This is a genomic window from Pseudomonas fluorescens group sp. PF-69 (assembly GCF_054481235.1).
The window spans coordinates 285437-312017 of record NZ_JBTMNC010000001.1 but is presented as its reverse complement, the minus strand read 5'-3'; the positions used below and the strand labels follow the sequence as shown (position 1 = coordinate 312017).

The 26581-nt window shown below is 61.3% G+C and carries 13 protein-coding genes and 1 pseudogene; 6 read left to right on the top strand and 8 right to left on the bottom strand.

Annotated elements, in window-relative coordinates; translation table 11 throughout:
* Positions 1 to 61: 61 nt before the first annotated feature.
* Together ACX3YF_RS01435 and ACX3YF_RS01430 are read right to left on the bottom strand one after the other, a co-directional pair.
* The gene (locus tag ACX3YF_RS01435; protein ID WP_458973315.1) at positions 62 to 4720 is read right to left on the bottom strand and encodes an NEL-type E3 ubiquitin ligase domain-containing protein; all 4659 of its coding nucleotides are present in this window, start codon (positions 4718 to 4720) and stop codon (positions 62 to 64) included.
* A gap of 164 nt (positions 4721 to 4884) precedes the next feature.
* Positions 4885 to 8004, bottom strand: a complete 3120-nt coding sequence (locus ACX3YF_RS01430; RefSeq protein WP_130207529.1) for a transglycosylase domain-containing protein — start codon at positions 8002 to 8004, stop codon at positions 4885 to 4887.
* A 633-nt stretch (positions 8005 to 8637) separates the two neighbouring features.
* Between ACX3YF_RS01430 and ACX3YF_RS01425 the strand changes: the two genes are divergently transcribed.
* On the top strand, positions 8638 to 10059 hold the full coding sequence (locus ACX3YF_RS01425; RefSeq protein ID WP_458973314.1) for an amino acid permease: 1422 nt from the start codon (positions 8638 to 8640) through the stop codon (positions 10057 to 10059).
* A 96-nt stretch (positions 10060 to 10155) separates the two neighbouring features.
* On the opposite strand, the gene ACX3YF_RS01420 is transcribed toward ACX3YF_RS01425, so the two are convergent.
* Positions 10156 to 11295 carry an OpgC family protein gene (locus ACX3YF_RS01420; RefSeq protein WP_130207533.1) on the bottom strand — a complete coding sequence of 380 codons (1140 nt, stop codon included), beginning with the start codon at positions 11293 to 11295 and terminating at the stop codon, positions 10156 to 10158.
* Between the two features lie 365 nt (positions 11296 to 11660).
* On the opposite strand from ACX3YF_RS01420, the gene ACX3YF_RS01415 reads away from it, so the two are divergent.
* The gene (locus ACX3YF_RS01415; RefSeq protein WP_458973313.1) at positions 11661 to 13169 is read left to right on the top strand and encodes a glucosyltransferase domain-containing protein; all 1509 of its coding nucleotides are present in this window, start codon (positions 11661 to 11663) and stop codon (positions 13167 to 13169) included.
* Positions 13170 to 13191: 22 nt separating this feature from the next.
* Here ACX3YF_RS01415 and ACX3YF_RS01410 read toward each other — a convergent pair whose 3' ends face one another.
* The 3 genes and pseudogenes from ACX3YF_RS01410 to ACX3YF_RS01400 form a co-directional block, all read right to left on the bottom strand.
* A complete protein-coding gene (locus tag ACX3YF_RS01410; protein WP_130207537.1) occupies positions 13192 to 14811 on the bottom strand; it encodes an FMN-binding glutamate synthase family protein in 1620 nt (539 codons plus the stop codon).
* 169 nt (positions 14812 to 14980) lie between these two features.
* Positions 14981 to 15269 (bottom strand): annotated as a pseudogene (locus ACX3YF_RS01405) (helix-turn-helix transcriptional regulator); the annotation flags it as partial.
* Between the two features lie 202 nt (positions 15270 to 15471).
* Complete coding sequence (locus tag ACX3YF_RS01400; RefSeq protein ID WP_130207539.1) at positions 15472 to 15942, bottom strand: hypothetical protein; 471 nt, start codon at positions 15940 to 15942, stop codon at positions 15472 to 15474.
* A gap of 192 nt (positions 15943 to 16134) precedes the next feature.
* On the opposite strand from ACX3YF_RS01400, the gene ACX3YF_RS01395 reads away from it, so the two are divergent.
* From ACX3YF_RS01395 to ACX3YF_RS01385, 3 genes are read left to right on the top strand one after another with little or no spacing between them, the layout of a single operon-like run.
* On the top strand, positions 16135 to 16578 hold the full coding sequence (locus ACX3YF_RS01395) for an NUDIX hydrolase (RefSeq protein WP_448645871.1): 444 nt from the start codon (positions 16135 to 16137) through the stop codon (positions 16576 to 16578).
* Positions 16579 to 16600: 22 nt separating this feature from the next.
* Complete coding sequence (locus ACX3YF_RS01390; protein ID WP_130207543.1) at positions 16601 to 17239, top strand: LysE family translocator; 639 nt, start codon at positions 16601 to 16603, stop codon at positions 17237 to 17239.
* A 2-nt stretch (positions 17240 to 17241) separates the two neighbouring features.
* The gene (locus ACX3YF_RS01385) at positions 17242 to 17781 is read left to right on the top strand and encodes a GNAT family N-acetyltransferase (RefSeq protein ID WP_458946038.1); all 540 of its coding nucleotides are present in this window, start codon (positions 17242 to 17244) and stop codon (positions 17779 to 17781) included.
* Between the two features lie 78 nt (positions 17782 to 17859).
* Here the strand turns inward: ACX3YF_RS01385 and metR are convergent, their stop codons facing one another.
* Positions 17860 to 18777 (bottom strand): transcriptional regulator MetR, encoded by a 918-nt coding sequence (gene metR, locus ACX3YF_RS01380; RefSeq protein ID WP_130207547.1) that lies wholly within the window; start codon positions 18775 to 18777, stop codon positions 17860 to 17862.
* 107 nt (positions 18778 to 18884) lie between these two features.
* Here metR and metE point away from each other — a divergent pair, with 107 nt between their 5' ends.
* Positions 18885 to 21197: a 5-methyltetrahydropteroyltriglutamate--homocysteine S-methyltransferase gene (gene metE, locus ACX3YF_RS01375; RefSeq protein ID WP_130207549.1), complete on the top strand. Its 2313-nt coding sequence runs from the start codon at positions 18885 to 18887 to the stop codon at positions 21195 to 21197.
* Positions 21198 to 21337: 140 nt separating this feature from the next.
* On the opposite strand, the gene ACX3YF_RS01370 is transcribed toward metE, so the two are convergent.
* Positions 21338 to 26551, bottom strand: coding sequence for a dermonecrotic toxin domain-containing protein (locus ACX3YF_RS01370; RefSeq protein ID WP_458973312.1), 5214 nt, complete (start codon positions 26549 to 26551; stop codon positions 21338 to 21340).
* Between the last annotated feature and the right edge of the window lie 30 nt (positions 26552 to 26581).

The following is a 26581-nucleotide window of genomic DNA, read 5'->3' as shown; positions in this document are numbered from 1 at the left end:
GGCCAAGGCCCTGAACCTGACGGCGCAAACCGCCGTCAGGCTGTCCTCACTTGCTTGGGTTTTAATGGCCGGCGCGCTTCATGGCAGCACGGGTCAGGCTTCGCGACAGTTCTTTCTCGGCGTCGCCCAGGTCGACCAGCAATCGGTCGAAGATCGCATCGCTGAACGGCTCATCCGCAAAGACCACGGTGTCCGGCACCGGCAGATCATTTATCAGTTCCCTGAGTTGGCTGCGCAATTCGGCGCGGCGCAGATCCGATGTCGACTCGACCCATTCGCGCTGGGTATCGCGCAGGGTGTCCAGTTGATCCGACAGGCGCTGATAGCGATGTTTATTGGTTTGCAGTGGGTTCGCATAGCGTTCGTTCAAATAGTCTTGCCAGAAATCCTGCTCGAGCATCCGGTCGACCAGACCATCGCCTTCGCCCAAGGCCAGGACCGTGTCATAGGCTTGATCGATCATTGCGTCAGTGACGCCGGACACTGGCCGGTAAAGCATGCCCTTTGATTGCCAGGGCAAGTCGAGGCGCTCTGCCAATCCGGTCTGATAGGCCAGGTAGACCTCGACTTCGTCCGGGTTGTCGCCACGACTGGCGACATCGGCGCGGGCAATGTCGTTGACCTGTTCCAGCCGCGCCGCGCCTTTGGCCAGGGTCACCAGTTTCTGCTCCAGCTGAGCCGTGTCAGTGGTGTACGCATGGGCCTCGTAGGCGAGCACGTGGATGCCCATGTGATTGAACAACTGGGCGCCGGCGTCGGCGCAATCCACTGGCGCGACGGCCATGGTGAACAGCTTCTCCCGAAGAGACGTGTCGACGTAGACGGCATCGAGCATGCGCCAGACACGCTGCACCAGTTGATTCTTGGCCGGGCCGGGCCTCTGGAAGTCGCGGCTCCGTCGGGTATTGAGCAACGCCCTCAGGAAGGCCTCGGCCTGGGGCTCATCGGCCAGATCCGTCCAGTGATTGGCCCGGTCGATGCCCCAGCCGGGCACATCGTTCCAGTGGTCCGCGCTGTAGTCGGAACTGACCACCCAGTCGGCCTGGCTGTCGGAGGGCACGATCGGCTCAGGGGGCAATTGCACCGAACGACGGATCGCCTGATAGCGAACCCGGTTGGTTTCCGACAGGTTGCCGACATCCAGCCGGGTGCGCGCCACGACCCAGGCCTGCGGTGAGCCTGGGACCACGTTGGGTATCAGGCTGATCGGGTTATTCCGAAGATCCAGCAGAAAACCGCGGGGCCTGGTTTTGCTCAACGTACCTTCAGGCCAGCTGACAATGACCGTGTCCCGCAGACCGACGACTTTCAGCCGGGGCATGAGTGAGATGTCGACCGCCCTACCCAGGGGGTTTTCATCCAGACGCAGGACCTCAAGGCTGTCCAGGTGCTTCAGTTGCTCGACAGCGGCAGCGTCCAGCACGATTTCATTGTCACTCAAGCGCAGGCGTTCGAGCCGGTGCATGGCGCCGATGTTTTCCGGCAGGCTCGTCAGGCTGCATCGACTGGCGCTGAGTTCGCGAAGGTTGGGGAAGTCTTTCAGCAAACCGTTGGCTTTGGCGGAAAAGCGGGTGTTGTCGAGTTTCAGGATCGTGACCTTGTCCAGAAAACTTTGTAGCTGCGGCCGTTCGGGCCATTCGGATTGCAGATTTATCGGAAGCAGTTCCCGTGACAGATCCAGTGCATAGCCATGGGGTTCGGTACGGCTGCCGAGCTCGGCATTTTTTCTTTCGAAACAGGCGAGTAATCGCTCGGCAATGTGTTGTCGAGTTCCGCGCAACGGCATCGGATTGTCGGCATCCAGTCCGGCGGCCTGCGCGTGCCAGAGATCGATCAGATTGCGCAGTTGGTTGAGATCGTTTTCCTGTTCCTCAAGCAGCCTCATCGGCTCGCCCCTTTCAGTCAGGGCACGGGCAAACGTATCGACCTCGGTATCGCTGAAGTGCGGATAAAGGTCATGGATGCGTTCGTGCAATGTTTTGCCTTCCTTGCTGAGCCAGCCCCCACGCACCAACAACATCGTTTCATGTTCGGCCACCGCGCGAACGGGCGGCTCGGCGAGCACGACCCGGCGTTCGCTCGGCGGAGCCGATTTGACCATGACCCACTGCCTGAACAGTTCTGCATCCCCCGGTTTGTAGCCCAGGGCGTTTTGTCCATTTTCCTGCGTGGCCTGCAGCACGGCTTCAAAAAAGTCATCGGCTTCATGGATCGGCTGATCGTCACCGTCACGCACCTGATACTGCCCGGCCTCGTCGCGAATCAGGACCCGCACCCGCGTGGCGTCATCGGGGCCGACGCTGTAACGCAGCTCGCCATCGATGGTTCCCTGACGAATCTCCAGGCGCAGGTCGCCGAAGGTATCGGTGTTGAAGCGCAGGGTGCCCAGCACCAGGCGCTCGGTGTCGGGGGTGATTGATGCGCTCGGGTATAGACCCTGGGCCGCCCGCACCGCCCGGGTTTCGAATTGCAGCTCTCGGGCCTGGGTTTTCAGGCGCAGGGGCAGGCGTTTCTTCTGGGCGATGTGCTGATCTTCCGTGGCACTGGCGCCCTCGATGATGTGTTCGGCAACGGTCGCCGGCAGCTCGGGGAACTCGCTGAACAACGGCGCGATTTCAGTGGATAGTGGCGCGGGTGCAATGGGGGGTGAAGCCAGGCGTTGCAGGGTATCGGTCAGCAGCGGTGGGGGCGGGGCGTTTTCAACATGCACCCTGCGCAGCACGCCTTCATCGGTGCCGCTGATCTGGCGGATCTCCTCCAGCTGTTCATCGTTGAAACCCTCGGTGCTGTGGCCGAGGCGGCGCATCAGGGTCGAGCCTTCCCACTGGCGCGGGTTTTCCGTTTCGCAGACCCAGGCGCCATGGCCATTGTGGCGCAGGGTCGGGGCGTAAGCATCGAAGCGCTGCGGATGGCGGATGCGTGGTTGCCCGGTGACCGGGTCTTCCAGCACTTCGAAATGTTGATCGTCCAGGCGCAGGATGCGTCGACCCTGATGCTGGTGAATACCCTGGTCATCCGGCCGGGCGTCCGTGGGCAAATTCACGTCGGTGCGTTGATAGGGGCTGAGGTCAGGGTTCCACAAACGCGTCTCACCGTTGGCCAACTGCACTGGTTTCAGGCCTTCAAAAAACGGCGAGAGCTTCGTCCGTGCCACATTGCCGACGGCGCCTGCCGCCGCGAACACGCCCAATTGGATGACGCTTTCCAGCACGCCGAGGGTCTGCTCACCTGCGTCGGCCAGGCGTCCTTCGGCCAGGTCGACCAGGCCCTCGACCACGCCATCGGTCAGTTGCCAGGCCGTGTACGCCAGCATCAGCGGGCCCAGGCCAGGCACCAGCGGTGTCGCCACCAGCAGGGCAACGTTGAGGATGTCGGAGAGCATTTTTTCCAGGTTGTCCCACCAGGCCCACCTGGCCATGCGGTCGGCGTATTCGGTGGAAATGGCGATCTGCCGGGCATCGTTGAACACCTTGTTGAGGGTCTGCCGGTAGCGATAGCCCCACAGGTCATTGTTGAAGGTCGTCTCGCGGTCGATCTTGATGCTCGACACGCTGAATTGCAGATCGGGTTTATCCACAGGGGTTTCGCGCCAGCTCGGCAAGCTGGAACCGGCGGCCACCGGCTGCCATTTCACCGTGCTCAGGCGCGCGTTCAACCCGGCAAAAAAATGGCCGCGTTGCTCATGGGGTACGAACTGGCTGAAGAACCGTTGATAGCTGTTGGCGGATTCGCCATCGCGCAACTGGCGCGTCAGTTCAGCCATGAACTCGAGTGACGAGGCGTACCGCTTGAGTGGGTGGAGCGGATCATGGGGAACATAGGCAATCACCGGGACCGCGCCGCTGGCGCTGGAGGTGTCCGCCGCGATCAGGATGATGCCGCTCAGGCGCGTGTCCATCATCGCCAGGTTGTAATAGCCGACGGGTTGGCCGTTCCACTTCAGTCGCGAACGATCGTCGAGCATGCCTTGCACGACATCAAAGGCCTCCTGGTCGATGTCGTTTTTCATCAGGGCCATGTGCGCGGCGACATTCAGTGCGCTTTTCTGGCTGAGAATGACTTTGTGGCGCAGAACATTGCTCGCCGCTTTGTCGGTGGGCAGCAAGGTGTCTTTCAGGTGCTGTTGATAGCGGGCGCCGATGTCCAGGTCGCGACACAGGGACTTGAACTGCTCGATGCTCAGTCTGTGCTTGAGCGGTTTGACGTTGAAATGCCCGCGTGCATCGGGGCGGGTGATGAACTCGGAGTCCTGGGTGAATGTTTCGTCCCGGGAAAAGTTGTGCAGCGCGGCGTCCAGCAGCGAGACGGTGCGGCTGGTGGTTCCGCCGGAAAAGTCATGCACCCACCAGGCCGTCGTCACCGGGGCATAGAGTCGCAGCCAGGTTTCCTCGACATCGTCTTCGACGCCGAAGCGGTCCTTCAGCGCTTTCTGCAGCAGAGGTTTGGCAAAGGCGGAAATATCCTGCACACCACTCAGAGCCTTATCTGCGGTGTTTTGCGCGGTCCAGCCGAGCTGGATGGCTTTTTTCAACTGGCGGTGAGCGGTGGTTGACGCGTTCTTGTGCCAGTCGGGCAGCGTCAGCCTGACCGATTTCAGGGGGGCGACACGCGATGGCGAGGCGTTCAGCAGCCAGGCAGGAATCGCCTTTCTGACCTGATGGAAGTGGATGCTTTTATCGAGGGGGTCTGATCCTTGAATCGCCGAGGGGGTAATGGGCATTGCCTGATCGTCCTTTGATCATGAATCGGACGACCAGACTAGGTAGGCATGAGGCCCAGAAAAAGCGCAAAAATCGGTTTGAATCGGCGCCGTTGCCGGCACCGTTCTCGCAAAAATCGAGAGTGAAAAATACATATGTACCGCCATCCTTCCATTGAGTTCTCTCAGCGGCCGGCGGTGACCTCGGTTGGCTGGCACATGGTGTGGGTGCCCGGTTGCAGGTAAGGCGTGAGGATCGGCGCCATGCCCTTGAGCACCTGCACCGGCAGTGCCGAGGTGAAGGTGAAGGCTTCCGCCGAGCGCCCCGGTACGAACGCCGTCAGGGTGCCGAAATGGGTATCGCCGATGTAGAACACGAAGGTCGCCGTGCGGTTGAGGGACTTGGAACTCAGGATCCGTCCGCCGGAACCGATGGCTTCGATACGGTTGTCGCCGGTGCCGGTCTTGCCTCCCATGGCCAGCGGCCTGCCATCGGGCAGTTTGAAACTGCCGGCGACCCGCTTGGCGGTACCGGCATCCACCACTTGCGACAGGGCTTCGCGCATGGCGGTGGCGACTTCGGACGGCATGACTCGCTTGCCGACGACCGGGTCATTGATCAGTTTGGTTTCATAGGGCGTGCCGGCGGCGAAATGCAGGCTGTCGATGCGCAGGGTCGGCATGCGTACGCCGTCGTTGAGGATGGTGCCGATCAGCTCGGCCAGGGCGGCAGGGCGGTCGCCGGAGCTGCCGATGGCGGTCGCCAGCGACGGCACCAGGTGGTCGAACGGATAGCCGACTTTCTGCCAGCGCTGGTGGATGTCGAGGAACGCCTCGATCTCCAGCATGGTACGAATGCGGCCGTCACGGGCACCCTTGTGCTTGCTCTTGAATAGCCAGCTGTAGACCTCCTGGCGTTCGAACTGGCTGGCCTTGACGATGTCCTTGAACGTGGCGTCCGGGTGGTTCAGCAAATAGCCCATCATCCACAGATCCAGCGGGTGGACCTTGGCGATGAAGCCTTGGTCCGGCAGGTCGTAGCTGCCCGGGCCGTAACTGTCGTAGAGCCTTATCAGGCGTTCATCCGTGAGTTTTTCGGTGAGCTTGGCGCCTGTGAGGTGCGAGCGCACGAAGGTGTTGAAGCTTTCCTGGCTGGCGTGCGGCAACAGGTATCGGTGCACGGCGGCCATGCGGATCGGGGTTGGGCGCATGCCGTCGAGGAAGGTTTCGAGCCGAGCCTGGGTGTCCTTGTTCTTGTATTTTTTCCAGAACTTGAGCAGGAATGAAGTGCCTTCGCGGTCGGCGAACGAGGCCAGGTATTCCTGACGACGCGGGTCGCGGTCGTCCTTGAGCAATTCGGAGCTGTTGTTGGGGCCGGAATAGGTGGTGTAGCGCACCAGGTCGCGCATCAGGCGTATGAACGGCAGGTTGATCGACTCCCGCAGGGCATCGCGCAGGGTCGGCATGCGGCCGTTGTCTTCCTTGCGGAAGTTATGGAACACGTGCAATCCGCCACCGGTGAAAAACGCTTCGCCGGGGCTGGCGGAATATTTGCGGTCCAGCGCCGCACCGAGCATGGGCTGCAGGCTGCGGTCCTTGTTCTGGATCAGATAATCAACCACCCAGCGGCTCAGGTGATCCTGTTCCGGCACCTCGACTTTCTTCAGTTCCGGGATGGTCATGCCGGCATATTTATCGTGCAACTCGGCAATGATCTGCAGATAGGTGGTCAGCACGCGCATTTTTGCTGTGGAGCCCAGTTCCAGTTTGCTGCCTTCATTGATGTCGAACGGTTGATCGGTGCTGTCGGTCTGCACCCGCACCCGCGAACCGTCCGGGGTCAGTTCGAACAGCGTGAAGCTGTAGCGCACTTGCGTGGTGCTGGTGGTGGTCAACAGCCGCTCGCCGATCAGGCCGATCTGCGAAGCGAAGGCCGGGTCGGCGAGTTTTTTCAGGTACTCGGTGGCCTGGGTTTGCAGTTCGCCTTGCAGGGTGCTGGTGGCCGAGAGGTCAAGGCGGTCAAGGTCGTACAGCGGGCGATTGAGCATCCCGGCCAGACGGCTGCGGGCCACGCTGATGCCCTTGTTGGTTTCGATCGGCTGGATGGTCGGCTGGGTGGCCCAGTCGCGGTACGTCACCTTGCTGGCCAATGCGGCGGCGGCAAACGGGGCGTCGATCACGCCATTTTGGGCCAACAAGCGAATATGGCTGTCGGTGAGGTCGACCAGTTCGTCACGACCCTTGGTCAGGTAATGGGACGGGCGGCGCTGGGCGATCATCAATGACAGCATCTCGCGCAAGGCCAGACCTTTCGCCGCCATGGTTTGCGGGTCTGTCGCGGTGCGGGTCAGTGCTTCGTTGGCCTGGTTGAAATCGGAGCCGTACCACACCCGCAAGCCTTCGGCCATGCCATGCACTTCGCCGTGGCCGGGTACGGCTGACAGCGGCACGCTGTTGAGGTAGTCGCGAACAATGTTCTGCCGGGCTTCGAGGGTTTGTGGCCCGGCCTGATAGGCACGTACGGTGGCGGAGATCATCTGGCGGATTTTCTCCGCGCCATTGACCGTCAAGCCATCGGGCGAGTGCCGGTATTTTTCCAGCTGCGTGGCCAGAGTACTGCCACCGGCGGACTGGCCGGGTACGTGCAGCAACTTGGCAACCTGGGACCATGCCGCCATGCCGAAGCGCGGCCAGTCCACGGCAGGGTTGGCCAGGGGTTGCCTGGGGTCGAGCAGAAAGCGGTTTTCGATAAACAACAGGCTGTTGACCACCACCGGCGGGATCGAGGCAAAGCTGGAATAGAGCTGTTGCGGATAGTGGTACTGGTACAACGGCGCGGCGTGGCAATCGGTAATCGATAACCCGGCCTGGATTTTCTCGGCATAGGGCACGAACAGGCCCCTGTCGGTGTAATTCATCAGCGCCGGAGAAAATCGGGTTTGCGCTTCGATGACGAAATCACGCTTGAGCAAACGGGGCAGGAACTCGCCCAGCGAGCTATAGCCCAGGCGCAGATCGAACGGGCCGGCGCCAGGGTAGTGAATGGCATCACTGGGGCCGGGTTTGAGTTCATAGTTGAGGGTTTGGGCAAACTTGCTGATCTCCCGCGATTGAAACCTCGACGTGCGCATCTCCTTGGACGCCGCCAGGCCTACGACAATCGCAATGATCAATATCAGCAACCAAAACGCCTTCCACCCATGCTTGACGCGACTGCGACGGGGTTTTTCAGGTATAGGCGCTTCATCCACACGTTCAGTCGGGACCACGGTTTTACTCGAATCGGTTTGCCATAACGCGCCCATAGTCGACTGATCCATTCACGCAGATTGATCTGACTTGTCTGAAGCTTAGACGGTGCTTGGCGATGGTGAAAAAATTGTGAACCTCCAACTATCGGGTTTCTTCCGTTCCCTGTGGCGAGGAAGCTTGTCGGATCGCCGCACCGTCCCCCTCGAGTGCGCCGCAGTCGCAACACCAGGCAACCGGTTCAGTCAGGCACAACCCGATGACAGGGATTGGGGCCGCTTCGCAGCCCGGCGGGAACGAGCGCCCTCGCCACTGGGACCGCTGCACGCTGGAAGTGCTGTTCTAGACGCGTCCATCGGGTAAAAACGGCCTGTCTGCGGGCATGACGACGCACCAATACCGTGCAATACTCCCCGCCGTCACAAAATGGCGAAAAATCCTACATAAGTCAGGCAATCCAGCTCCGTCGATCCCGCTTTTGCCGAGAGTTATGCCTGAATTTTGTGGTTTATAGAGTGAAAATTTCTGTCGCCGGCTTTTTATACTGCACGCCCCGCTGATCTTGCAGGATGTGTCCTGGAAGACGGTTTTGCCCACGAGGCCGAGCCGGTTATGGGAAGCGGTGACTTATCAGTCATTGCTTCGACACTCGGTGGCTATATCCAATAACAAGACGAGGTGGTACCCCTATGCCAGTTGGCAATCATCTGCCCCACGGCGAGACCGCTCAGGGCGGCCCGCTCAAACGTGAACTCGGCGAACGGCATATTCGCTTGATGGCACTCGGAGCCTGTATCGGTGTCGGTCTGTTTCTCGGTTCGGCCAAGGCCATTGAGATGGCAGGGCCGGCGATCATGCTGTCCTACATCATCGGCGGCCTGGCCATTCTGGTCATCATGCGCGCCCTCGGCGAAATGGCCGTGCACAACCCGGTTGCCGGTTCGTTCAGCCGTTATGCCCAAGACTACCTCGGCCCTCTGGCAGGCTTCCTGACCGGCTGGAACTACTGGTTCCTGTGGCTGGTGACCTGTGTCGCGGAAATCACCGCCGTGGCGGTGTACATGGGCGTCTGGTTCCCCGACGTACCGCGCTGGATCTGGGCGCTGTCGGCCCTGGTCAGCATGGGCACCATCAACCTGATCGCGGTCAAGGCCTTCGGTGAATTCGAGTTCTGGTTCGCCCTGATCAAGATCGTCACCATCATTGCGATGGTCTTGGGTGGCATCGGCATCATCGCCTTTGGCTTGGGCAACGATGGGGTGGCGCTGGGCATTTCCAATCTCTGGACTCATGCCGGCTTCATGCCCAATGGCGTTCAAGGCGTGTTGATGTCCCTGCAAATGGTCATGTTCGCCTACCTCGGCGTGGAAATGATCGGCCTGACCGCCGGTGAAGCGAAGAACCCGCAAAAGACTATTCCCGATGCGATCGGCTCGGTGTTCTGGCGGATTCTGCTGTTCTACGTCGGTGCACTGTTCGTGATCCTGTCGATCTACCCGTGGAATGAAATCGGTACCCAGGGCAGCCCGTTCGTGATGACCTTCGAGCGCCTGGGCATCAAGACCGCCGCTGGCATTATCAATTTCGTGGTGATCACGGCGGCGCTGTCGTCCTGCAATGGCGGCATCTTCAGCACCGGGCGCATGCTCTACAGCCTGGCGCAGAACGGTCAGGCCCCGGCCGGCTTCGCCAAGACTTCGAGCAACGGCGTGCCGCGTCGCGCGTTGCTGCTGTCGATGGGCGCCTTGTTGCTGGGCGTGCTGCTCAACTACCTGGTGCCTGAAAAGGTGTTCGTCTGGGTGACGGCGATTGCGACCTTCGGTGCGATCTGGACCTGGGTGATGATCCTGCTGGCCCAGCTCAAATTCCGTAAGGGCCTGAGCGCCAGCGAACGTGCGGGCTTGAAATACCGCATGTGGCTGTACCCGGTCAGTTCTTACCTGGCGCTGGCGTTCCTGGTGCTGGTGGTCGGTCTGATGGCCTACTTCCCGGACACTCGCGTGGCCTTGTATGTCGGCCCGGCGTTCCTGGTGCTGCTGACCGTGTTGTTCTATGTGTTCAAACTGCAACCGACCTCTGCGTCGCAGGGTGCGATGCAGTCGGCTTCGTAAGTCGTCACGCCTGAAACGCAAAAGCCCCCGGTCCATTGGCCGGGGCTTTTGTATTTTTGCAGATCAACTCGGCATCGACAGGCGCACGCGATCTGCTCAGGCAGACGCTGTCACCGTCTGCGATCTTTTGATGGTCTGATTCAAGCGCTTGTTGAACTCCAGCCACGCCCCCAGCAACGCCATCAACCCGGCCCCCACCAGCGCCGTGAAGATCTGCATGGCGAAGGCATCGTCGGTCATCGCATTGATCATGTCCGCCAGGGGCGCCAGCAGCACGCCGAGGCAGAAGATTTCCAGGGAAAACCGCCCCATGCGGCAGCTTTGCCGGGCCAGCCAGTTTTTCGTCCAGCCGGTGTCGGGCAGCAGTTTCGCGGTGACGTAGGCCAGCGCCAGAAAGTGCAACAGGCGCACGGGTGACAGGTTGGTCTTGCTGATCGGGTACAACAGGTTGCTCAGGCTGGCCGGCATCAGCGCATCGTGGATCTGCGGCCAGCGCCACAACACAGTCAGCACGCCGGCGACCACAACGTATACCGCTGCCGTCATGAACAAAGGCTGGCGAATCAAAGGTCGAGTCTCGGGCACGCGCGAGCGCTGTGAGTGAATCGCCGCCGCGCCACCGAGCACGAACAGCAATTGCCAGGCGACAGGGTTGAAGTACCACACGCCGTCCTTGATGGCGGCCAGGTTCCAGCCCAGCCACTGCGCCAGCAGATACACCGTCAATGACCCCGCCACCACGGCCCAGGGCTTGCGCACCAGCAACGGCAGCACCAGCGGTAACCCGGCCAGCAGCACGATGTACAGCGGCAGCGGGTCCATCAGGTTCGGTTTGAAGCGCAGCAGCAGTTCATCGATCAGGGCCTGTTGCGGGCTGGCGATGAAGTGGTGCATGCCCATTTCCTCCACCAGGTCCCGGGTCTCCACGTGACTGTTGGCGAAGAACACAATGCCCATCAGCATCGCCAGCAGGAAAATATGCACCACGTAGAGCACCCAGGCCCGGCGCAGGATTTTCACGCAGGTGATCAGGAACCCCTCGCGGGCGAGGATTTTGCCGTAGGCCAGTACCGCGGCATAACCGGCCAGAAACACGAAGACTTCAGCCGCGTCGCTGAAGCCGAAGTTGCGCAAGGTGATTTGACCCAGAGGGTTGTGGGGCACGTGATCCCAGAAAATGAAGATCAGTGCCAGACCGCGAAAAAAGTCGATCCGGTGATCGCGCTCGAACGTCATGACATCAGGCTCTTGAACGGGGGTTAAACAAAGGAGTCCGGAAGGGGGCGAAAGGTTGCGCCCCGGCACATCGGCGGCGCGCAGGGTGGCGTGATTCGCCGACAAATGCAAAGTCGGGATATTTCGGAATGTCTCGCAGCGTTTAACCGCTGGTCTGAAAGGCCCTCACGCCTGTGATTTCTGACAGTAGACAAGCTCAAATGTAGGTGGACGTACTGGGTTCCAACACAGGGTTGTCAGCATGAGACGGGTGCGCAAAGGCTTGTCCGGCGACTGGGTGATCGGCGTTGCGAACACGCGGATTCACCGCCCCCTCGCTGTGGTCAAACACATGGGCGGCGGCAAAGACCGGCACGGGCCTTAGCATGGGCAGATTCAGTGATTTCTTCGTCAGGGAACTCGGTCGCCGTCAGGTCTGGCTGTTTTTCCTGCTCGCGACCTTTTTGTATGTGCTGCCGCTGATCCTGGCGGACTTCCCCTACATCGATGACAACTGGCGCTCGCTGTCGGCAGGGATGGCCTGGACCGAACAGGGGCGATTGTTCGCCGAGCTGTTCTACAACGCGCTGACCTTCAGCAACGCCGCGCCGAACATCTTTCCGTTGCCGCTGTTGATCGCAACCGTGGCCATGGCCTCGGCACTGACCAGCCTGACCTTTCATTACTTCCGTCAACCGACGGTCGCCAGTTGTCTGGTGCTGTTGCCGCTCTGGTACAACCCGTTCTTCCTGCAAAACCTCTCTTATCAGTACGACGGCCCGATCATGGTCCTGAGCGTGGTGGCGGTGATCTACGCCATCACCTTTCGCCACCCCTCGCGCAATGTGCAATGGCTGGTGCCGTCATTCCTGATTGCACTGGCGCTCGGGTTGTATCAGGTGAGCCTCAATGTGTTTCTCGGCCTGTGTTGCCTGGAAGTGTTGCGCGCCGCCAATGACAAAGTGGCCTGGCCGCAGTGGGGCGGTCTGATCGGCTGGAAGTTCGCTCAACTCGTGCTGGGCGGGTTGATCTACGGCGTCAGCGCTTACCCCTTCATGGGAGAGGGGCGCATGCTGTTGCTGAACGGGGGCGCGCAACCCTTGCTGCAAATCCAGATCAACATCGGCCGGGTGCTGGAGAAAGTGGTGTTGCTGTTCCATGGCGGGTTTGCCTGGGTGTTCGCCGGATTGCTGCTGTGCGCCATTGCCGGTGCGGTTCGCCTGGGTTCACGGGTTGTGCGGCGTCCGGACAGTGGGCCGAAGAAACTGTTGATCGGACTGCTCTGTGTGCTGAGCGTGCCCATGGTGCTGCTGTTGGTGTCGGGGGTTGCCCTGTTTTTCCGCGACTTCAACGAAGGCGCCAGAACCTTGATGGGCTTCGCAGTCTTGCTGGTGCTGATGTTCTACCTGGCTCATCTGGCACTGGCCCCCCTGCACGAGCGATTGCCGCTGCTGTTGGTGGTGCCGCTGTTGGCGATGCTGTCACTGTCGTTCGCCTATGGGCGGGTGCTGACGCTGCAGAAAACCTTCGCCAGCAGCGCGCTCTACAGCCTCGAGTACGACATCGCCAGCCATCGGGCGCTGCGCGAGGCCAAGCGCATTTACCTGTCGGTGACCTATTCCGATCATTGGTTGGCCGGGGCCGCGGGCTCATTCAAGCACATGCCGGTGTTGCACTATCTGCTGAACACCGACTTTTACATGCTGGCCGAAAACCTGCCCAAGGTGGGCATCACCAACGTGGTCGCGGAGAAGGAGCGGCGTAACGCGACGAAGGTGGGGTATCAAGGCTTTCCCTCGCTGGTAGAGAGCCGGTACTACCGGATCTACCTGATCGGGGATTACGGTTTTATCGTGATGAAGGAACCGGCCCCGATCAAAACGCTTCGCTGGTGAAGCGGTGACGGGGCCGTGGCGGTCAAGCAGCCGCGATCTCATTGGGCTCGAAACTGTCGGCCCGCGCCATCTGCCACATCCGCGAGTAAAACTCGCCATTCACTTCACCGTTCAGCAATTCCCCTGGTTTGAGGGACACATGCAACTGCGAGAACAGTTTGATCTCGGTTGCCGACATGCGCCGCACCAGGTGTTTGGCCGACAACTGCGACGGATGTTCGAGGCCCGCGGCGGCGAGCATCTCCGCCAGGCCCTTGAGGGTGTTGCGGTGGAAGTTGTAGACGCGCTGGGCCTTGTCCGGCACCACCAGCGCCCGTTGGCGCAAGGTGTCCTGGGTGGCAACACCGGTCGGGCATTTGTTGGTGTGGCAGCTTTGCGACTGGATGCAGCCGATGGCGAACATGAAGCCACGCGCCGAGTTGGCCCAGTCGGCGCCGATGGCCAGGACGCTGGCGATGTCGAAGGCGCTGACGATCTTGCCGCTGGCGCCGATTTTGATCTTGTCCCGCAGGTTCAGGCCAACCAGGGTGTTGTGCACGAACAGCAACCCTTCGCGCATCGGCACGCCGATGTGGTCGGTGAACTCCACCGGGGCGGCGCCGGTGCCGCCCTCCTTGCCGTCGACCACGATGAAGTCCGGGAGAATGCCGGTTTCCAGCATGGCCTTGGCGATCCCCATGAACTCCCACGGATGACCGAGGCAAAACTTGAAGCCCACCGGTTTGCCGCCGGACAGCTCACGCAACTGCTGGATGAAGTGCATCAACTCGATAGGCGTGGAAAACGCACTGTGACGTGACGGCGAGATGCAGTCTTCGCCCATCAGGATGCCGCGGGTATCGGCGATTTCCTGGGTGACCTTGTGCTTGGGCAGAATCCCGCCGTGGCCCGGTTTGGCGCCCTGGCTCATCTTGATTTCGATCATCCGCACCTGCGGCGTCTGTGCCTGCGCCGCGAAGCGTTCGGGGTCGAAACGCCCGTCCGCGGTACGGCAACCGAAGTAGCCGCTGCCCAGTTCCCAGGTCAGATCGCCGCCGTGTTCGCGGTGATACGGGCTGATGCTGCCCTCGCCGGTGTCATGGGCGAAGTTGCCGAGTTTGGCGCCCTGGTTCAAGGCGCGGATGGCGTTGGCACTGAGCGAGCCGAAGCTCATGGCCGATATGTTGAACACCGACGCGGAATACGGCCGGGTGCATTGCGGGCCACCGACCATCACGCGGAAACTGGCGGGGTCGCTCAAGGGCGCCGGACGCATGGAATGGCCGATGAACTCGAAGCCCGATTGATACACGTCGATCAGGGTGCCGAACGGCTTGTCGGCGCTTTCATTCTTGGCCCGGGAGTAGACCAGTGAACGCTGGGCCCGGGAAAACGGCAGGGCGTCGCTGTCGGATTCGAGCAGGTACTGGCGGATTTCCGGGCGAATGGCTTCGAACATGTAACGAATGTTGCCGAGGATCGGGTAATTGCGGCGAACTGCGTGGGGACTTTGCAGCAAATCGAAAACACCGATCAGGCTGAGTACGCCCGTGACAGCGGTGATCGGCCACAGCCAGTCGTGCTCGAGAAAGGGCAGGCTGGCGAGGGTGAATATCACGCAGACGGCAAAGAAGGCGTAGCGGCTCAGGAGTGACAGACTCATACGGTTTCCGTGGGTTCGGACTCAAATATTCGGCTAAACGCAAATCACTGTAGGCGCGAGCCTGCTCGCGATGAACCAGAGAACACCGCGGGGCATCAGGTTCCCCGCGTTATCGTTCACGATCATCGCGAGCAGGCTCGCTCCTGCAGAAAAGCATTTCAGTGCCATGTCAGGCATTTTGTGCCTGTAGAAAAATCGAAAACAGCTCGGACTGGGATTTGATCCCCAGCTTGCTGTACATGTGTTTCTTGTGGACCTTTACGGTTTCGATGGAGATATCCTGGCTGCTTGCTGCCCAGTGAAAGGCACAGCGTGCGGTCGCCTTCGAGCTGACAATTAAACTGGATTTCGTCCGCCACGACATTCACACGAAAGTAGCGTTGATAGTACTCGGTGAGTTCGAAATGCTCCGGCGCCACCTCCGACAGGCGATGTTGTCCAACGAAAGTGTCATGCCTCTACCCCTATCGTGTTACCCCGGCGGCGTAATTCCCCGCCTGCTGGCTTGCCGCGCATATGGCGCACAGGCAGCGACCGGGCAATCTTTGCGCCGCCCGGCATCCATGACAAGGAATACCCATGAAGGTCGAACTCGCCCAATTGGCGGGCCGTGACAACGACACGGCCTACAACCAGGCGTTTGCGCGGATCCTTTTTCGTTCAGGCTTGAATGGCTTCGTGTTTCGCCCGCGTCTTGTCTTCGTGCTTCTGCTTGTCACTCGGAAGGGCGTTGATGCAGTAGTTGATGTAGTAAAAGGTAAAAAGCCCGGTATAGACCAGGTTCATACGCAGCTCGAAGTTGTGTACAGCCAAGGCGTAAGCCTTCAGCACTCGCCGCACGCGAAAGCACCAGAGCAGGGAAAGTGCTGCGAGTAATAACAACAGGATACCGGTCAGCACGAGCGCATAGAGATGGGGGACGACGCTGATATATCCGATTGCCCCGATTAGGGCCAGGTAGCCGATAAAAAAGGCCGAACTCATGGTTTTTATGTGAGTGACATCCTCCAGTGCGGTAAAGGTTTTATACATCCAGATGTTCAAATAGAGCCCACCTGTCAGTAGCCCCAACAGAACGAGATGAAATGTCTTGGTGTCGATTTTTTCTTTCAGCGTTGAGATGTCGGACATGCAGGGGTTTCCATAGGCTGCGAACGGGGTGATGGACCGTAGAAAATCGGTGCAAACACGCTACCAAACTCGTTCGTGGGAAATTTCCGGACTTGTCAGCGGACCGTTCTGGTCCTTGACGAGACTCAGCCCTTGGCCGAGGCAAAAAGGCGTGGGATTCTGTACGGCCCTCACATGGACCCTTGGTCAGCAATGTCTTTTCCTACTGAAGTTTCTCTCATTGATTCCGGACTTATCCACATCGCCGCCGCCCTGCTGATCGGCCCCGATGGCCGTACCTTGCTGGTGCGCAAGCGTGGCACCGAGGCGTTCATGCAGCCGGGGGGCAAAATCGAGGCCCATGAGCAACCGATCCATGCCCTGGCCCGTGAGCTGGAAGAGGAGTTGGGTTTGATCATTGATCCAGCCTGCGCGACTTTTCTCGGGCAGTTCTCGGCTCCGGCTGCCAACGAACCGGGTTTTGTCGTACAGGCGGAAATCTTTCTGCTGACCATTGATGCCGACGTTTCCCCGGCGGCAGAGATCGAAGAAGTGATCTGGATCGACCCGGCCACCGACGGCAATGTCACCCTCGCGCCATTGACACGTGACCTGATCCTGCCGTTTTATCGGGCTTCGCTGACCGCGATCGCCTGATCATCCACGCCAAGGAACTGCCATGATCCCACTTCAGGATTTACTGATTTTCGCCGCTGCCGCGTTGCTGATGGTCCTGACGCCGGGGCCGAACATGATCTATCTGATCTCCCGTTCGATCTGCCAGGGACGCAAGGCCGGTGTGACGTCGTTGCTGGGTGTGGTCTCGGGTTTTTTCGTGCACCTGTTCGCCGCGGCGGCCGGTTTGACCGCTGTGTTCCTGGCGGTGCCGATGGCTTATGAAGTGTTGAAATGGGCCGGCGCGCTGTACCTGCTGTGGCTGGCCTGGCAAGCGGTGAAACCCGGTGCGCGGTCGCCGTTCGAGGCACAACAGTTGCCGCCGGATTCGTCGCGCAAACTGATCACCATGGGTTTTCTGACCAGTGCCCTGAACCCGAAGATCGCGGTGTTCTACCTCTCGGTGTTTCCGCAGTTCATCAGCCCCGAACACGGTTCGGTGTTCACCCAAAGCATCGTGCTGGGCCTGACCCAGATCAGCGTCAGTTTTTGCGTCAACCTGCTGATCGCGCTGTTTGCCGCGGGCATCGCCTCGTGGTTCGTCAGCAACCCGACCTGGCTGGCGCTGCAGCGTTATTTCATGGGCTTCGTGCTGTCGGCGCTGGCGCTGCGGCTGATGCTTGAACAACGCCGGATGGCTTGAACATGTGGATCGAACGTCTGGATACCGGCCACGCCCTGGCTTACCGGGAGTTGATGCTCGAAGCCTATGACCGTCACCCGCAGGCGTTCACCTCCAGCGTGCGCGAGCGTGCCTCCATGCCCTTGCAGTGGTGGGAGTCACGCCTGACCAGCAAGCTGGATCCGGTGTTCGGCGCGTTCGAAGAGGGCAGGATGGCGGGCATTGTCGGGCTGGCTTTGGAGCCTCGGGAAAAGGCCCGGCACAAGGCGACGCTGTTTGGCATGTACGTGTCCGCCGATGTCCGTCAGCGCGGGCTCGGCTATCAGCTGGTACAGGCGGTGTTGGCCGAGGCGCAGCAGCATCCGGAACTGCGGCTGATCAAACTGACCGTCACCGCCGGCAATGACGCTGCCTTCAACCTGTACCGCCGTTGCGGGTTCATCCAGTTCGGGCTTGAGCCGATGGCGGTGCGGGTGGGCGAGGAGTACTTCGACAAGATTCACATGTGGCGTGAGATCCAGGCACATCGCCAACCCCTGTGGGAGCGGGCTTGCCCGCGATAGCGGTCTGACATTCAAAGCATGTGTCGACTGACCTGACGCCATCGCGGGCAAGCCCGCTCCCACAGAGGGTGTGGTGGTCTAGCGAACCGCGCTAACCCCATCCAGCGTCGAAAACGACGTGTCCTTCGCCGTCAGCAGGAAATCGCGCATGTACGGCGCATCCAGCATGTCGGTGCGAACGGCCGCGTACAGCGTCGCGAACAGTCCTTTCTCGCCCAGCCGCTTGGCCTTCACGTAACCCCGTGAGCTGTACTCGTGCAGCGCCCAATGGGGCATGCCGCAGACGCCGCGTCCGCTGGCCACCAGTTGCATCATCATCACCGTCAGTTCCGATGTGCGCACCTGCGCCGGTTCGATATCGGCCGGTTCCAGGAAACGGGTGAAGATGTCCAGGCGGTCGCGTTCCACCGGGTAGGTGATCAGGGTTTCCGTGACCAGGTCTTCCGGGACGATGTAGGCCTTGCTCGCCAGACGGTGCTGGTTGGCCACGGCGAGCATCGCCTCGTAGGTGAACAACGGCACGTAAGTGATCCCCACCAGGTCCAGCGGATCGGAGGTCACCACCAGGTCGAGATCGCCACGGGCCAGGGCCGGAAGGGGCGCGAAGGAAAACCCCGACGCCAGGTCCAGCTCGACTTCCGGCCAGGCGTCGCGGAATTGATCGATGGTCGGCATCAGCCACTGAAAGCAACTGTGGCACTCGATCGCCATGTGCAAGCGACCGGCGGTGCCACCGGCCAGCCGCGCGATGTCGCGTTCGGCGCCACGCAGCAGCGGCAGGGTGGCGTCGGCCAGTTGCAGCAGGCGCAAGCCGGCGCTGGTGAAGCGCACCGGTTTGGTCTTGCGCACGAACAGTGGCATGCCCATGCGCTCTTCCAGTTCCTTGAACTGGTGGGACAGCGCCGACTGGGTCAAATGCAGGCGATCGGCCGCATCCACCAGGCTGTCGGCTTCGCGCAAGGCGTGCAGGGTCTTCAGGTGACGGATTTCAAGCACCGTGGGCTCCATGAGAAAAACTTGTGATCAACACGAAAAGGTTGAGTTTGTCTCATGTTGCCCTGGCTGTCGACAATAGCGCCATCTTTTAAGGGAGCAAACTCACCATGGCCTTGGCCCACACCCTCGGTTTTCCGCGCATCGGCGCCGACCGCGAATTGAAAAAAGCCCTCGAATCCTACTGGAAGGGCGATCTCGACCAGGAGGCGCTGCAAAGCGTCGGCCGCCAGTTGCGCGCCACCCACTGGCAATTGCAAGAAGACGCCGGCATCGACCTGCTGCCCGTCGGCGACTTCGCCTGGTACGACCAGGTACTGACCCACTCCCTGGCCTTCGGTGTGATCCCCGAGCGCTTCGACAGCACCCGGGACGCGCACGGCCTGCCGACCCTCGACACCCTGTTCGCCATGGCCCGTGGCGCCACGGCGACCTGCTGCGGCGGTGAGCATGGCCAGACGCAATACGCCCAGGAACTGACCAAGTGGTTCGACACCAACTACCACTACCTGGTCCCGGAATTCAGCGCCGAGCAGCCGTTCAAGCTGAGCTGGGAACAGCTGTTCGACGAAGTCGCTGAAGCCAGGGCCCTCGGTCACAACGTCAAACCGGTGATCATCGGCCCGCTGACGTACCTGTGGCTGGGCAAGGCCAAAGGCAACCCTTTCGACAAGCTCGACCTGCTGGAACGCCTGCTGCCGGTGTACAACGAAATCCTCGGCCGCCTCGCCGCCCAAGGCGTCGAATGGGTGCAGATCGACGAACCGATCCTGACCCTCGACCTGCCGCAGGCCTGGAAAAACGCCTTCGAACGCGCCTATCACATCCTCCAGTACTCGCCGTTGAAAAAACTCGTGGCGACCTACTTCAGCGGTCTGCAAGACAACCTCGGCCTGGCCGTTGGCCTGCCGGTGCAAGGTCTGCACATCGATGCGGTGCGCGCGCCCGACCAACTGCTGCATGTGCTCGATCGTCTGCCGACCTACAAGATTCTCTCGGTGGGCCTGGTCAATGGCCGCAACGTCTGGCGCTGCGAACTGGAGCCGGTCCTCGCGCAACTGCAATTTGCCCAGGAACGCTTTGGCGACAACCTGTGGGTCAGCAGTTCCTGCTCGCTGCTGCACAGCCCGGTGGATGTGGAGCGTGAAGACAAACTCGATCCGGAACTGAAAAGCTGGCTGGCGTTTGCCGTGCAAAAGTGTGGCGAAATCGCTGTGTTGCGCGATGCCTTGAACGATCCTCAGGCGCCCAAGGTGCAAGCCGCCCTGGCGGAGAGCCGCGCCGTTCAGCTCAGCCGCGCGGAGTCGCCGCGCATCCACAAGGCCGACGTGCAGGCACGTGTCGCGGCGATCGGCCCGAACGACAGCCAGCGTCATGCGCCGTTTGCCAAGCGCATCGAACAGCAGCGTGCACGCCTGAAACTTCCGGCGTTTCCGACCACCACCATTGGCTCGTTCCCGCAGACGGCATCCATCCGTCTGGCGCGCCAGGCCTTCAAGCAAGGCAAGCTGTCGGCCAATGACTACAACGATGCCATGCGCCACGAAATCCGCCACTCCGTGCAGATCCAGGAGCGCCTGGGACTGGATGTGCTGGTCCATGGTGAAGCCGAGCGCAACGACATGGTCGAGTACTTCGCCGAACAGCTGGATGGCTACCTGTTTACCCGTTTCGGCTGGGTGCAGAGCTACGGTTCGCGCTGCGTGAAACCGGCGATCATCTACGGTGACCTGAGTCGACCGAACGCCATGACCGTCGACTGGATCACTTATGCACAGGGCCAGACCGACAAGGTCATGAAAGGCATGCTCACCGGTCCCGTGACCATGCTGATGTGGTCGTTCCCCCGTGAGGACGTGTCGCGCAAAGTCCAGGCGCAACAATTGGCCCTGGCCCTGCGTGACGAAGTGCTGGACCTGGAAGCCGCAGGCATCAAGATCGTGCAGATCGACGAAGCCGCGTTCCGTGAAGGCCTGCCGCTGCGTCGGGCGCAATGGCAGGAATACCTCGACTGGGCGGTGGAAGCGTTCCGCCTGAGTGCCAGCGGTGTGCGTGACGAAACCCAGATCCACACCCACATGTGCTACAGCGAATTCAATGACGTGATCGAAGCCATCGCGGCCATGGACGCCGACGTGATCACCGTTGAAACGTCGCGTTCCGACATGGAATTGCTGGAGGCGTTCAAGGCGTTCGACTACCCGAACGACATCGGTCCGGGCGTCTACGACATCCACTCGCCACGGGTGCCGGACACCGCCGAGATGGTCAAGCTGATGAGCAAAGCGGTGAAGCGCATTCCGGCCGAGCGTTTGTGGGTCAACCCCGATTGCGGTCTCAAAACCCGTGCCTGGCCGGAAACCGAAGCAGCGCTGGTCAACATGGTGGCGGCGGCGCGACAGTTGCGCAGCCAACTGGCCTGATCACTACCCCCCTGTAGGAGCGAGCCGGCTCCGGGCGGCGTTCCGACGATGGACGTCAACGATAACGCGGGAAGCCGGATACTCAGCGGTGCACCTGCGTTTTTCGCGAGCAGGCTCGCTCCTACAGGGGTTTGCGGTGTTTAGAGTTCGGCGAAGTGTTTGACCCCCAGCGGTTTGCCAATGTCGCCGCGCCAGATCGCTTGCACGTGGGCGCCACTCTCGGCCTGGGCCTGCTGCCATTGCAGGCCCAGGTTGCGTTGCTCCGGCAGTTTCAAATGACCTTTGACGAAGTCGTTGAACGCAGGTTTCGCCGAGCCGTAGTGGAAATGCGCGTACCACAAGGTCTGGGGTGACTCACCACGCACATCGCGAACCTCGTACTCCTGGAGGAAATCCCTGCGCCCGTCCGCGCGTTTGCCCAGATCGCGCAGGCCGCCCTCCTTGCGGATGTCCACCACGCGTTGTTCGAGCAGATAGTCCAGGTAGCCCTCGGTCGGGGTTTTGCTGTTCAGGGTCTGGTCGATTCGCAGGGTGCGGCCGGCACGGGTCAATTCATTCGCGCGATTGCGCAATTGCAGCGCGACCGTCTCCGTGGGCGACAGGCGTTCGATGGCCCGGGCGCGCATGTTCAGTTCCGCGGCTTCACTGATCATCATGTGCTCCAGATCGACCGGCAACATGTCCTGGCGGGCGTAGCCTTCGACTTTGCTTTTGTAGGCGTCCACGGTGCCGAGTCGTTTCCTGGCCTCCACCAGCAACGGCGTGATATCGGTCGTCAGCTCCGTTGGCGCAGCAGCCACGGGTTCACTGAGGTGATATTTGCCGCTGGAGGAACGGGGTAGCCAGGTTTCCCGGTGACCATCGACGCCCTCGACGGTGAAGCGCTGTTGTCGGGTCACGGCATCGGTGCTGGCAACGCCGATGAGCAGCTGGTTGTCTTCGGTCTCGAACAATTGTTTCCCGGCGCTTCCCGTTTTCGGGGTGTTGGATGGGCGTGTCTTGATGGCCTGGCGAGCCGACGCTTCGACGTTTTCCAGGATGTCGAGAAACGCTGTGACGCGCTCCAGATCCAGGTGCTGTGGATAACCCAGCGACCAGGCCCCAAGGTGGCGGCGAAACTTGGCATAGGTCGCCAGGCAATCTTCGAGCACCTTGTTGCGCTGGGTAAACGTGGCCTGTACTTCCGGCAAATGATGTTGGGTCAGCAGGGCACGCCCGACCTTGTTGCGGGCCTCCTTCAATTGCACGTGAAAGTAGACCCAGGACTGGTCGGTGACGGCGCTGTAGTGGGTGATGATCTCCAGCACATGCGCCGCTTTGAGGTAGTGGTAATTGGCATTGCTGAATTTTTCGTTAATGGTGGCCATTTCCGGGGCCATCTTCGATTTTTGTACGCGATGGGTGATCCTGCCGTTCCATCGATTGGCTTCTGCGGCCTGTGCGTGGAGCTGCTCAAAATCCTTGAGAAACTCGATTCGCACTTCCTTGCGTTGCGCCATCAATTGCACGTGTGCAGCGGTATCGCTGTAGTGCGTGGCGTCCGAACGGGCCACCAGTTGATCGATACGGTCGAGATGTGCCACCAGTCGCTCTCTGGCCAATTCGACCCGCCGCACCGTGCGATCAACGATGACCCAGGCGCAGCGGCTTTGAAAGTCTTCGATCTGCGTGCGTTTTCGGCCATGGCTGAACAGCATCAACTCTTCAAGGTTCAGGTACAGGGCCTGTGCAAGTTCGATGTCGTTCACGCAGGCGGTGTCGACTTTGGCACGAAGGGGGGGACGCTGGTTCAATTCAAGTTTGAAGTAGTGCCCCAGGACCGCGTTGGAGCCGTGGGTCTGGGTTTGCAGCCGCCGGGTGTAGGCGTCGACGGTGTTGGTCAGGGTCAACTGGCGGCGCAAGGCCCGGTCGGCCCACCAGCGTGGCAACCAGCGGCGAATCGCGGCGGGCCACAGCGGGTCGAGGCCGTCAGCCACATGCCCGAGCACCGCGCCGCCACCGGCACCCCCTCCGGCGGTCACGGTGCCGTACACCGCGTAGTGGGTATTCCAGTGGCCGGCTTCGTCCAGGGCGATGGGTTGTTTATAGGTCCGTGTGCCCGTGGCGCTCAAGCGCCATTGCGGTGGGTTGTCGGTCAATTCGATGCGATAGATGCGACCCTGGCTGACCATGAAGTCGCCGTCAGTGTGTCGATAAACGTTGCGATAGATCCCTTCGGTGCCCGGTTGCAGGCCGGCCAGGGATATCTCGTGTTCGTACTCATAGCCCCTGAAGCGCTCGAGGGTGCGTCGGACCTGCTGCGGGGTCGACACCTGCAAGGCGCCCGGTGTTTTCGTCATGGCGCGCAGTTGTCGCCCGCGCGTGGCAGCACGCGCGGTGCCGGACGTCGCGCTGGCGCCGGGCAGCAGGTCCATGGCGGCGTCGATCAATGACAGCAACACCGCTTCCACCTCGGCCAGGCCATGGCCGACATCACCGCGCAAGAAGGCCGCCACCGCCAGGTTGGCGCTGCTCCAGGCGTCGTACAGGGCAATGGCCGTACCCACGAAAGGCACGACGCCCAGCGCCATTTTCAGGTAGTTGAACAGGGCCCCGCAGCGCAGCGCGACGTGCTCCAGATACAAGGCATCGTTGGAACGCGATGTCACCCGATGCGCCTCCAGCAGGCGGCCCATGTGCACATTGAGCAGATGCGCTGTAAGGGATGTGGTGCTCGGCCAGGCGGTGCCGATGCCGATCAGGGCGTCGAAGTTTTTCAGCAGGGCCTGGTTGATCCGGCTGACGTGCCGGGCGAACTCCCCGGTCACTGCGCGTCCGGCCAGATAATTGACCATCGTGCTGTGCAGGCATTGGTTGAACAGAAACTTCCGCGCCTGTTCTTGGCTGTCGAACTGACGCAGAAAAACCCCGTCGGGGCAGTCAGGCCGATAGAGCAGGGTCAGGCCGCTGATTTGCTCGACGATAAAGGTCACGCCGGCCAGGGTGCTCGGTCCCTCGCCCGGCGTGTCCGTGCCGCCAACGGTCAGGTGCGCGGGCAACAACACAATGCGCTTGCCATCGACCGCAAAGGCTTCACGACTGTTGGCGTCGATGGCGATCTGCAGCACGCGCTGGCCGGCGACATCGATGTCTTTGGCGAGCACGGCGAACTCCCCTTGCAGTTCAAGCATCAGGCGCCAGGGTTCGCTCAGGCATTCACGTCGATATTCATTGCTGAAGGCCGAGGCGGCCGGAGTGCCCAGGAAGGTCTCGCGGATCAACGTCTCGTATTTTCCGGCCAGATCCAGTTCGGTGACCAGTTTGCGCAGGTAGGCCTGGGTGATGCCGGTTTGCAGCTTCTGCCGTTCGCCCTCGTCCGCGCCGCTGATCTGGACCCGCATCAACGACAAGCGCCACCCCATCGGCTGATCGATATTGCCTTGCGCCAGTTCGGCGATGGACAACAGGCTGCGTTGCTCGCTGCCGATCAGTACACTTTTTTGCGGTGTGCCAGGCGCCGGGCCCTGGATCAGCTCTCTGCGCCAGGTGGTGGTGTCGGGGAGGTCGAGCATCACTTCAACGTTTTGCGTGAGCGCGAAGTCTTTGCGCAGGCGGGCGTCGATGGCCTTTTTACTGAAGGCCTCGCGCAGCGGCAGTTCCCGCTCCAGCAACTGATGGGAGCGCTTCATCGCCGCGATGTAGGCGGTGAATAGCGCTTTGATGCGGTCGCGCTGGGCCGCGGACAGTGCGCTGAGGGACGACGGCAAGCCTGTGGCCAGCAGGACGCTGCGGTTCTGCTCGAGGATGTGGGCAAAGGCCAGCTCCCGTGCGGGGGCCGTGGGAACGGTGAGGCGGGCGAGGGTCTGTTCGCGCAGGTTGTCCAGTTCCGCCGCGCGTTGGCTGGCATGGGACGGAACGGGGTTGGCGGTCATCAGTCGCGCCGCCTGCTGTTCACAGCTTTGAAGCTGGGTTTGCAAGGCGTATTCGAACGGATTGCCGGTCAGCGTCGGGAGGTCCAGGGTTTGCGTGTCGTCGTTGGCCGGCCGCTTGAACAACCTCTGCTCCAGCGCCTGGCGGGAGGCGAACCGTTGCAGGCCGCCGAAACGTCCGGGCCAATAGAGCAGCAGACTGTCGCTGGCAGACGCCAGCAAGGCCGATGGACGGGCGAACACCAACACGCCATCCAGTTCCTGGGTGTGCGTCGTGGCGGTGTCGCCTTCGTTGACCGTCGCTGACAGCACCAGTCGGGCGACCGCTGTGTCAGCCGGTCGTGGCTGATCGGGCGCGTCGAGCACGGTCGTGAGCCACTGATGTTCATCGTTGCTGATTTGATTCAGGCTCAATTGCAGGTCGGCTTCGGCACGCAGGCCGCTCAGACGCGCCTGGTACAGGGCTGCGTAATGGGGACCTGACTGCTTGCGCAATTCGAGCAGTTGCGGTGCACCGTCGGTACCCAGGAGGGCGCTGGCGGCCTCGGTGCTGGCCTGCTCGGCGCTGCGCAGGGCGTCGAATTGCTGTTGCAGCCGCTGCAGGCGCGGGTCGTTCGGGTCGCCTGGCAAGTTCGGGCCCAGCAGGTTCTCCAGGGCTGTTTGCTGGTGCAGTACGGCACTGCGGCGCAGGTCAAATGGAATGTCCGGGCTCAGTTGCGCGAACGGGGCGACGTCGTCATTGGCGTCCGCCATGGGCAGGTCGGGGGGCGGGGCAAAAACATCGTCGTTGCGTGGCCGCTCGGCAGCGGCGGTGGCCAGTCGCGCCAACAGGGATTCGGCACTTTTCCCCAGCTCGGGTTTGTCGAGGACGGTGTAGTCGACCGTGACCTTGGTCCCCGGTTGCGGTTGCTGCCGGATCAACCAGCGTTCCATGTCGTTGCGGCTTTCAAAGGTCATCCAGGGCACTTGCCGAGACGGCCAATACAGCATTTGGCTGACCGGTTGGTCGGTGTTGCGGGTAATGACCAGGGCGCCCGGCAGTTCGACCGTCAGGCCGCTGTCGCCCCTGAGCGACAGTGTTTCGACGTACACCAGGACTTCGGGGGTGGTGTTTGGCGCGGTCGGGGTGACGAGCTCCAGCAGCACGTTGAGCTGTTCGGCATTCAAGGTGCCCTGGGCGAATGCCCATTGGCACGACGCCTCGAAATGCTGGCGATACAAGCCAATGGCCTGTGCCTGGCGTGACCGGTCGGTGCCGCGTGCGCGTGCCTGCCACCAGTCGGCGGTCAAGGGGGCTTGCGGGTTCTGCGCCATGAGCGCCAGCCACTGATCGCGACAATCGTTCCAGCGCGCCGAGACGCTCAGGTACAGGTTTTCGTCGGTGTTTTGGGCTGATGGAGGGACGAGGCCGAAGTCGGCCGGCGGTGCGGTGGGTGTTTCGAGCATGAAGCAGGACTCCGATGGGTGAAAAAGTCG

Coding starts and splice junctions, on each gene's coding strand:
- ACX3YF_RS01395 (WP_448645871.1), top strand. CDS start 16,135: ATGTCTTTTCCTACTGAAGTTTCTCTCATTGATTCCGGACTTATCCAC.
- ACX3YF_RS01430 (WP_130207529.1), bottom strand. CDS start 8,004: ATGGGCGCGTTATGGCAAACCGATTCGAGTAAAACCGTGGTCCCGACT.
- ACX3YF_RS01385 (WP_458946038.1), top strand. CDS start 17,242: ATGTGGATCGAACGTCTGGATACCGGCCACGCCCTGGCTTACCGGGAG.
- ACX3YF_RS01415 (WP_458973313.1), top strand. CDS start 11,661: ATGGGCAGATTCAGTGATTTCTTCGTCAGGGAACTCGGTCGCCGTCAG.
- ACX3YF_RS01390 (WP_130207543.1), top strand. CDS start 16,601: ATGATCCCACTTCAGGATTTACTGATTTTCGCCGCTGCCGCGTTGCTG.
- ACX3YF_RS01425 (WP_458973314.1), top strand. CDS start 8,638: ATGCCAGTTGGCAATCATCTGCCCCACGGCGAGACCGCTCAGGGCGGC.
- metE (WP_130207549.1), top strand. CDS start 18,885: ATGGCCTTGGCCCACACCCTCGGTTTTCCGCGCATCGGCGCCGACCGC.
- ACX3YF_RS01435 (WP_458973315.1), bottom strand. CDS start 4,720: ATGCCCATTACCCCCTCGGCGATTCAAGGATCAGACCCCCTCGATAAA.
- ACX3YF_RS01420 (WP_130207533.1), bottom strand. CDS start 11,295: ATGACGTTCGAGCGCGATCACCGGATCGACTTTTTTCGCGGTCTGGCA.
- ACX3YF_RS01400 (WP_130207539.1), bottom strand. CDS start 15,942: ATGTCCGACATCTCAACGCTGAAAGAAAAAATCGACACCAAGACATTT.
- ACX3YF_RS01370 (WP_458973312.1), bottom strand. CDS start 26,551: ATGCTCGAAACACCCACCGCACCGCCGGCCGACTTCGGCCTCGTCCCT.
- ACX3YF_RS01410 (WP_130207537.1), bottom strand. CDS start 14,811: ATGAGTCTGTCACTCCTGAGCCGCTACGCCTTCTTTGCCGTCTGCGTG.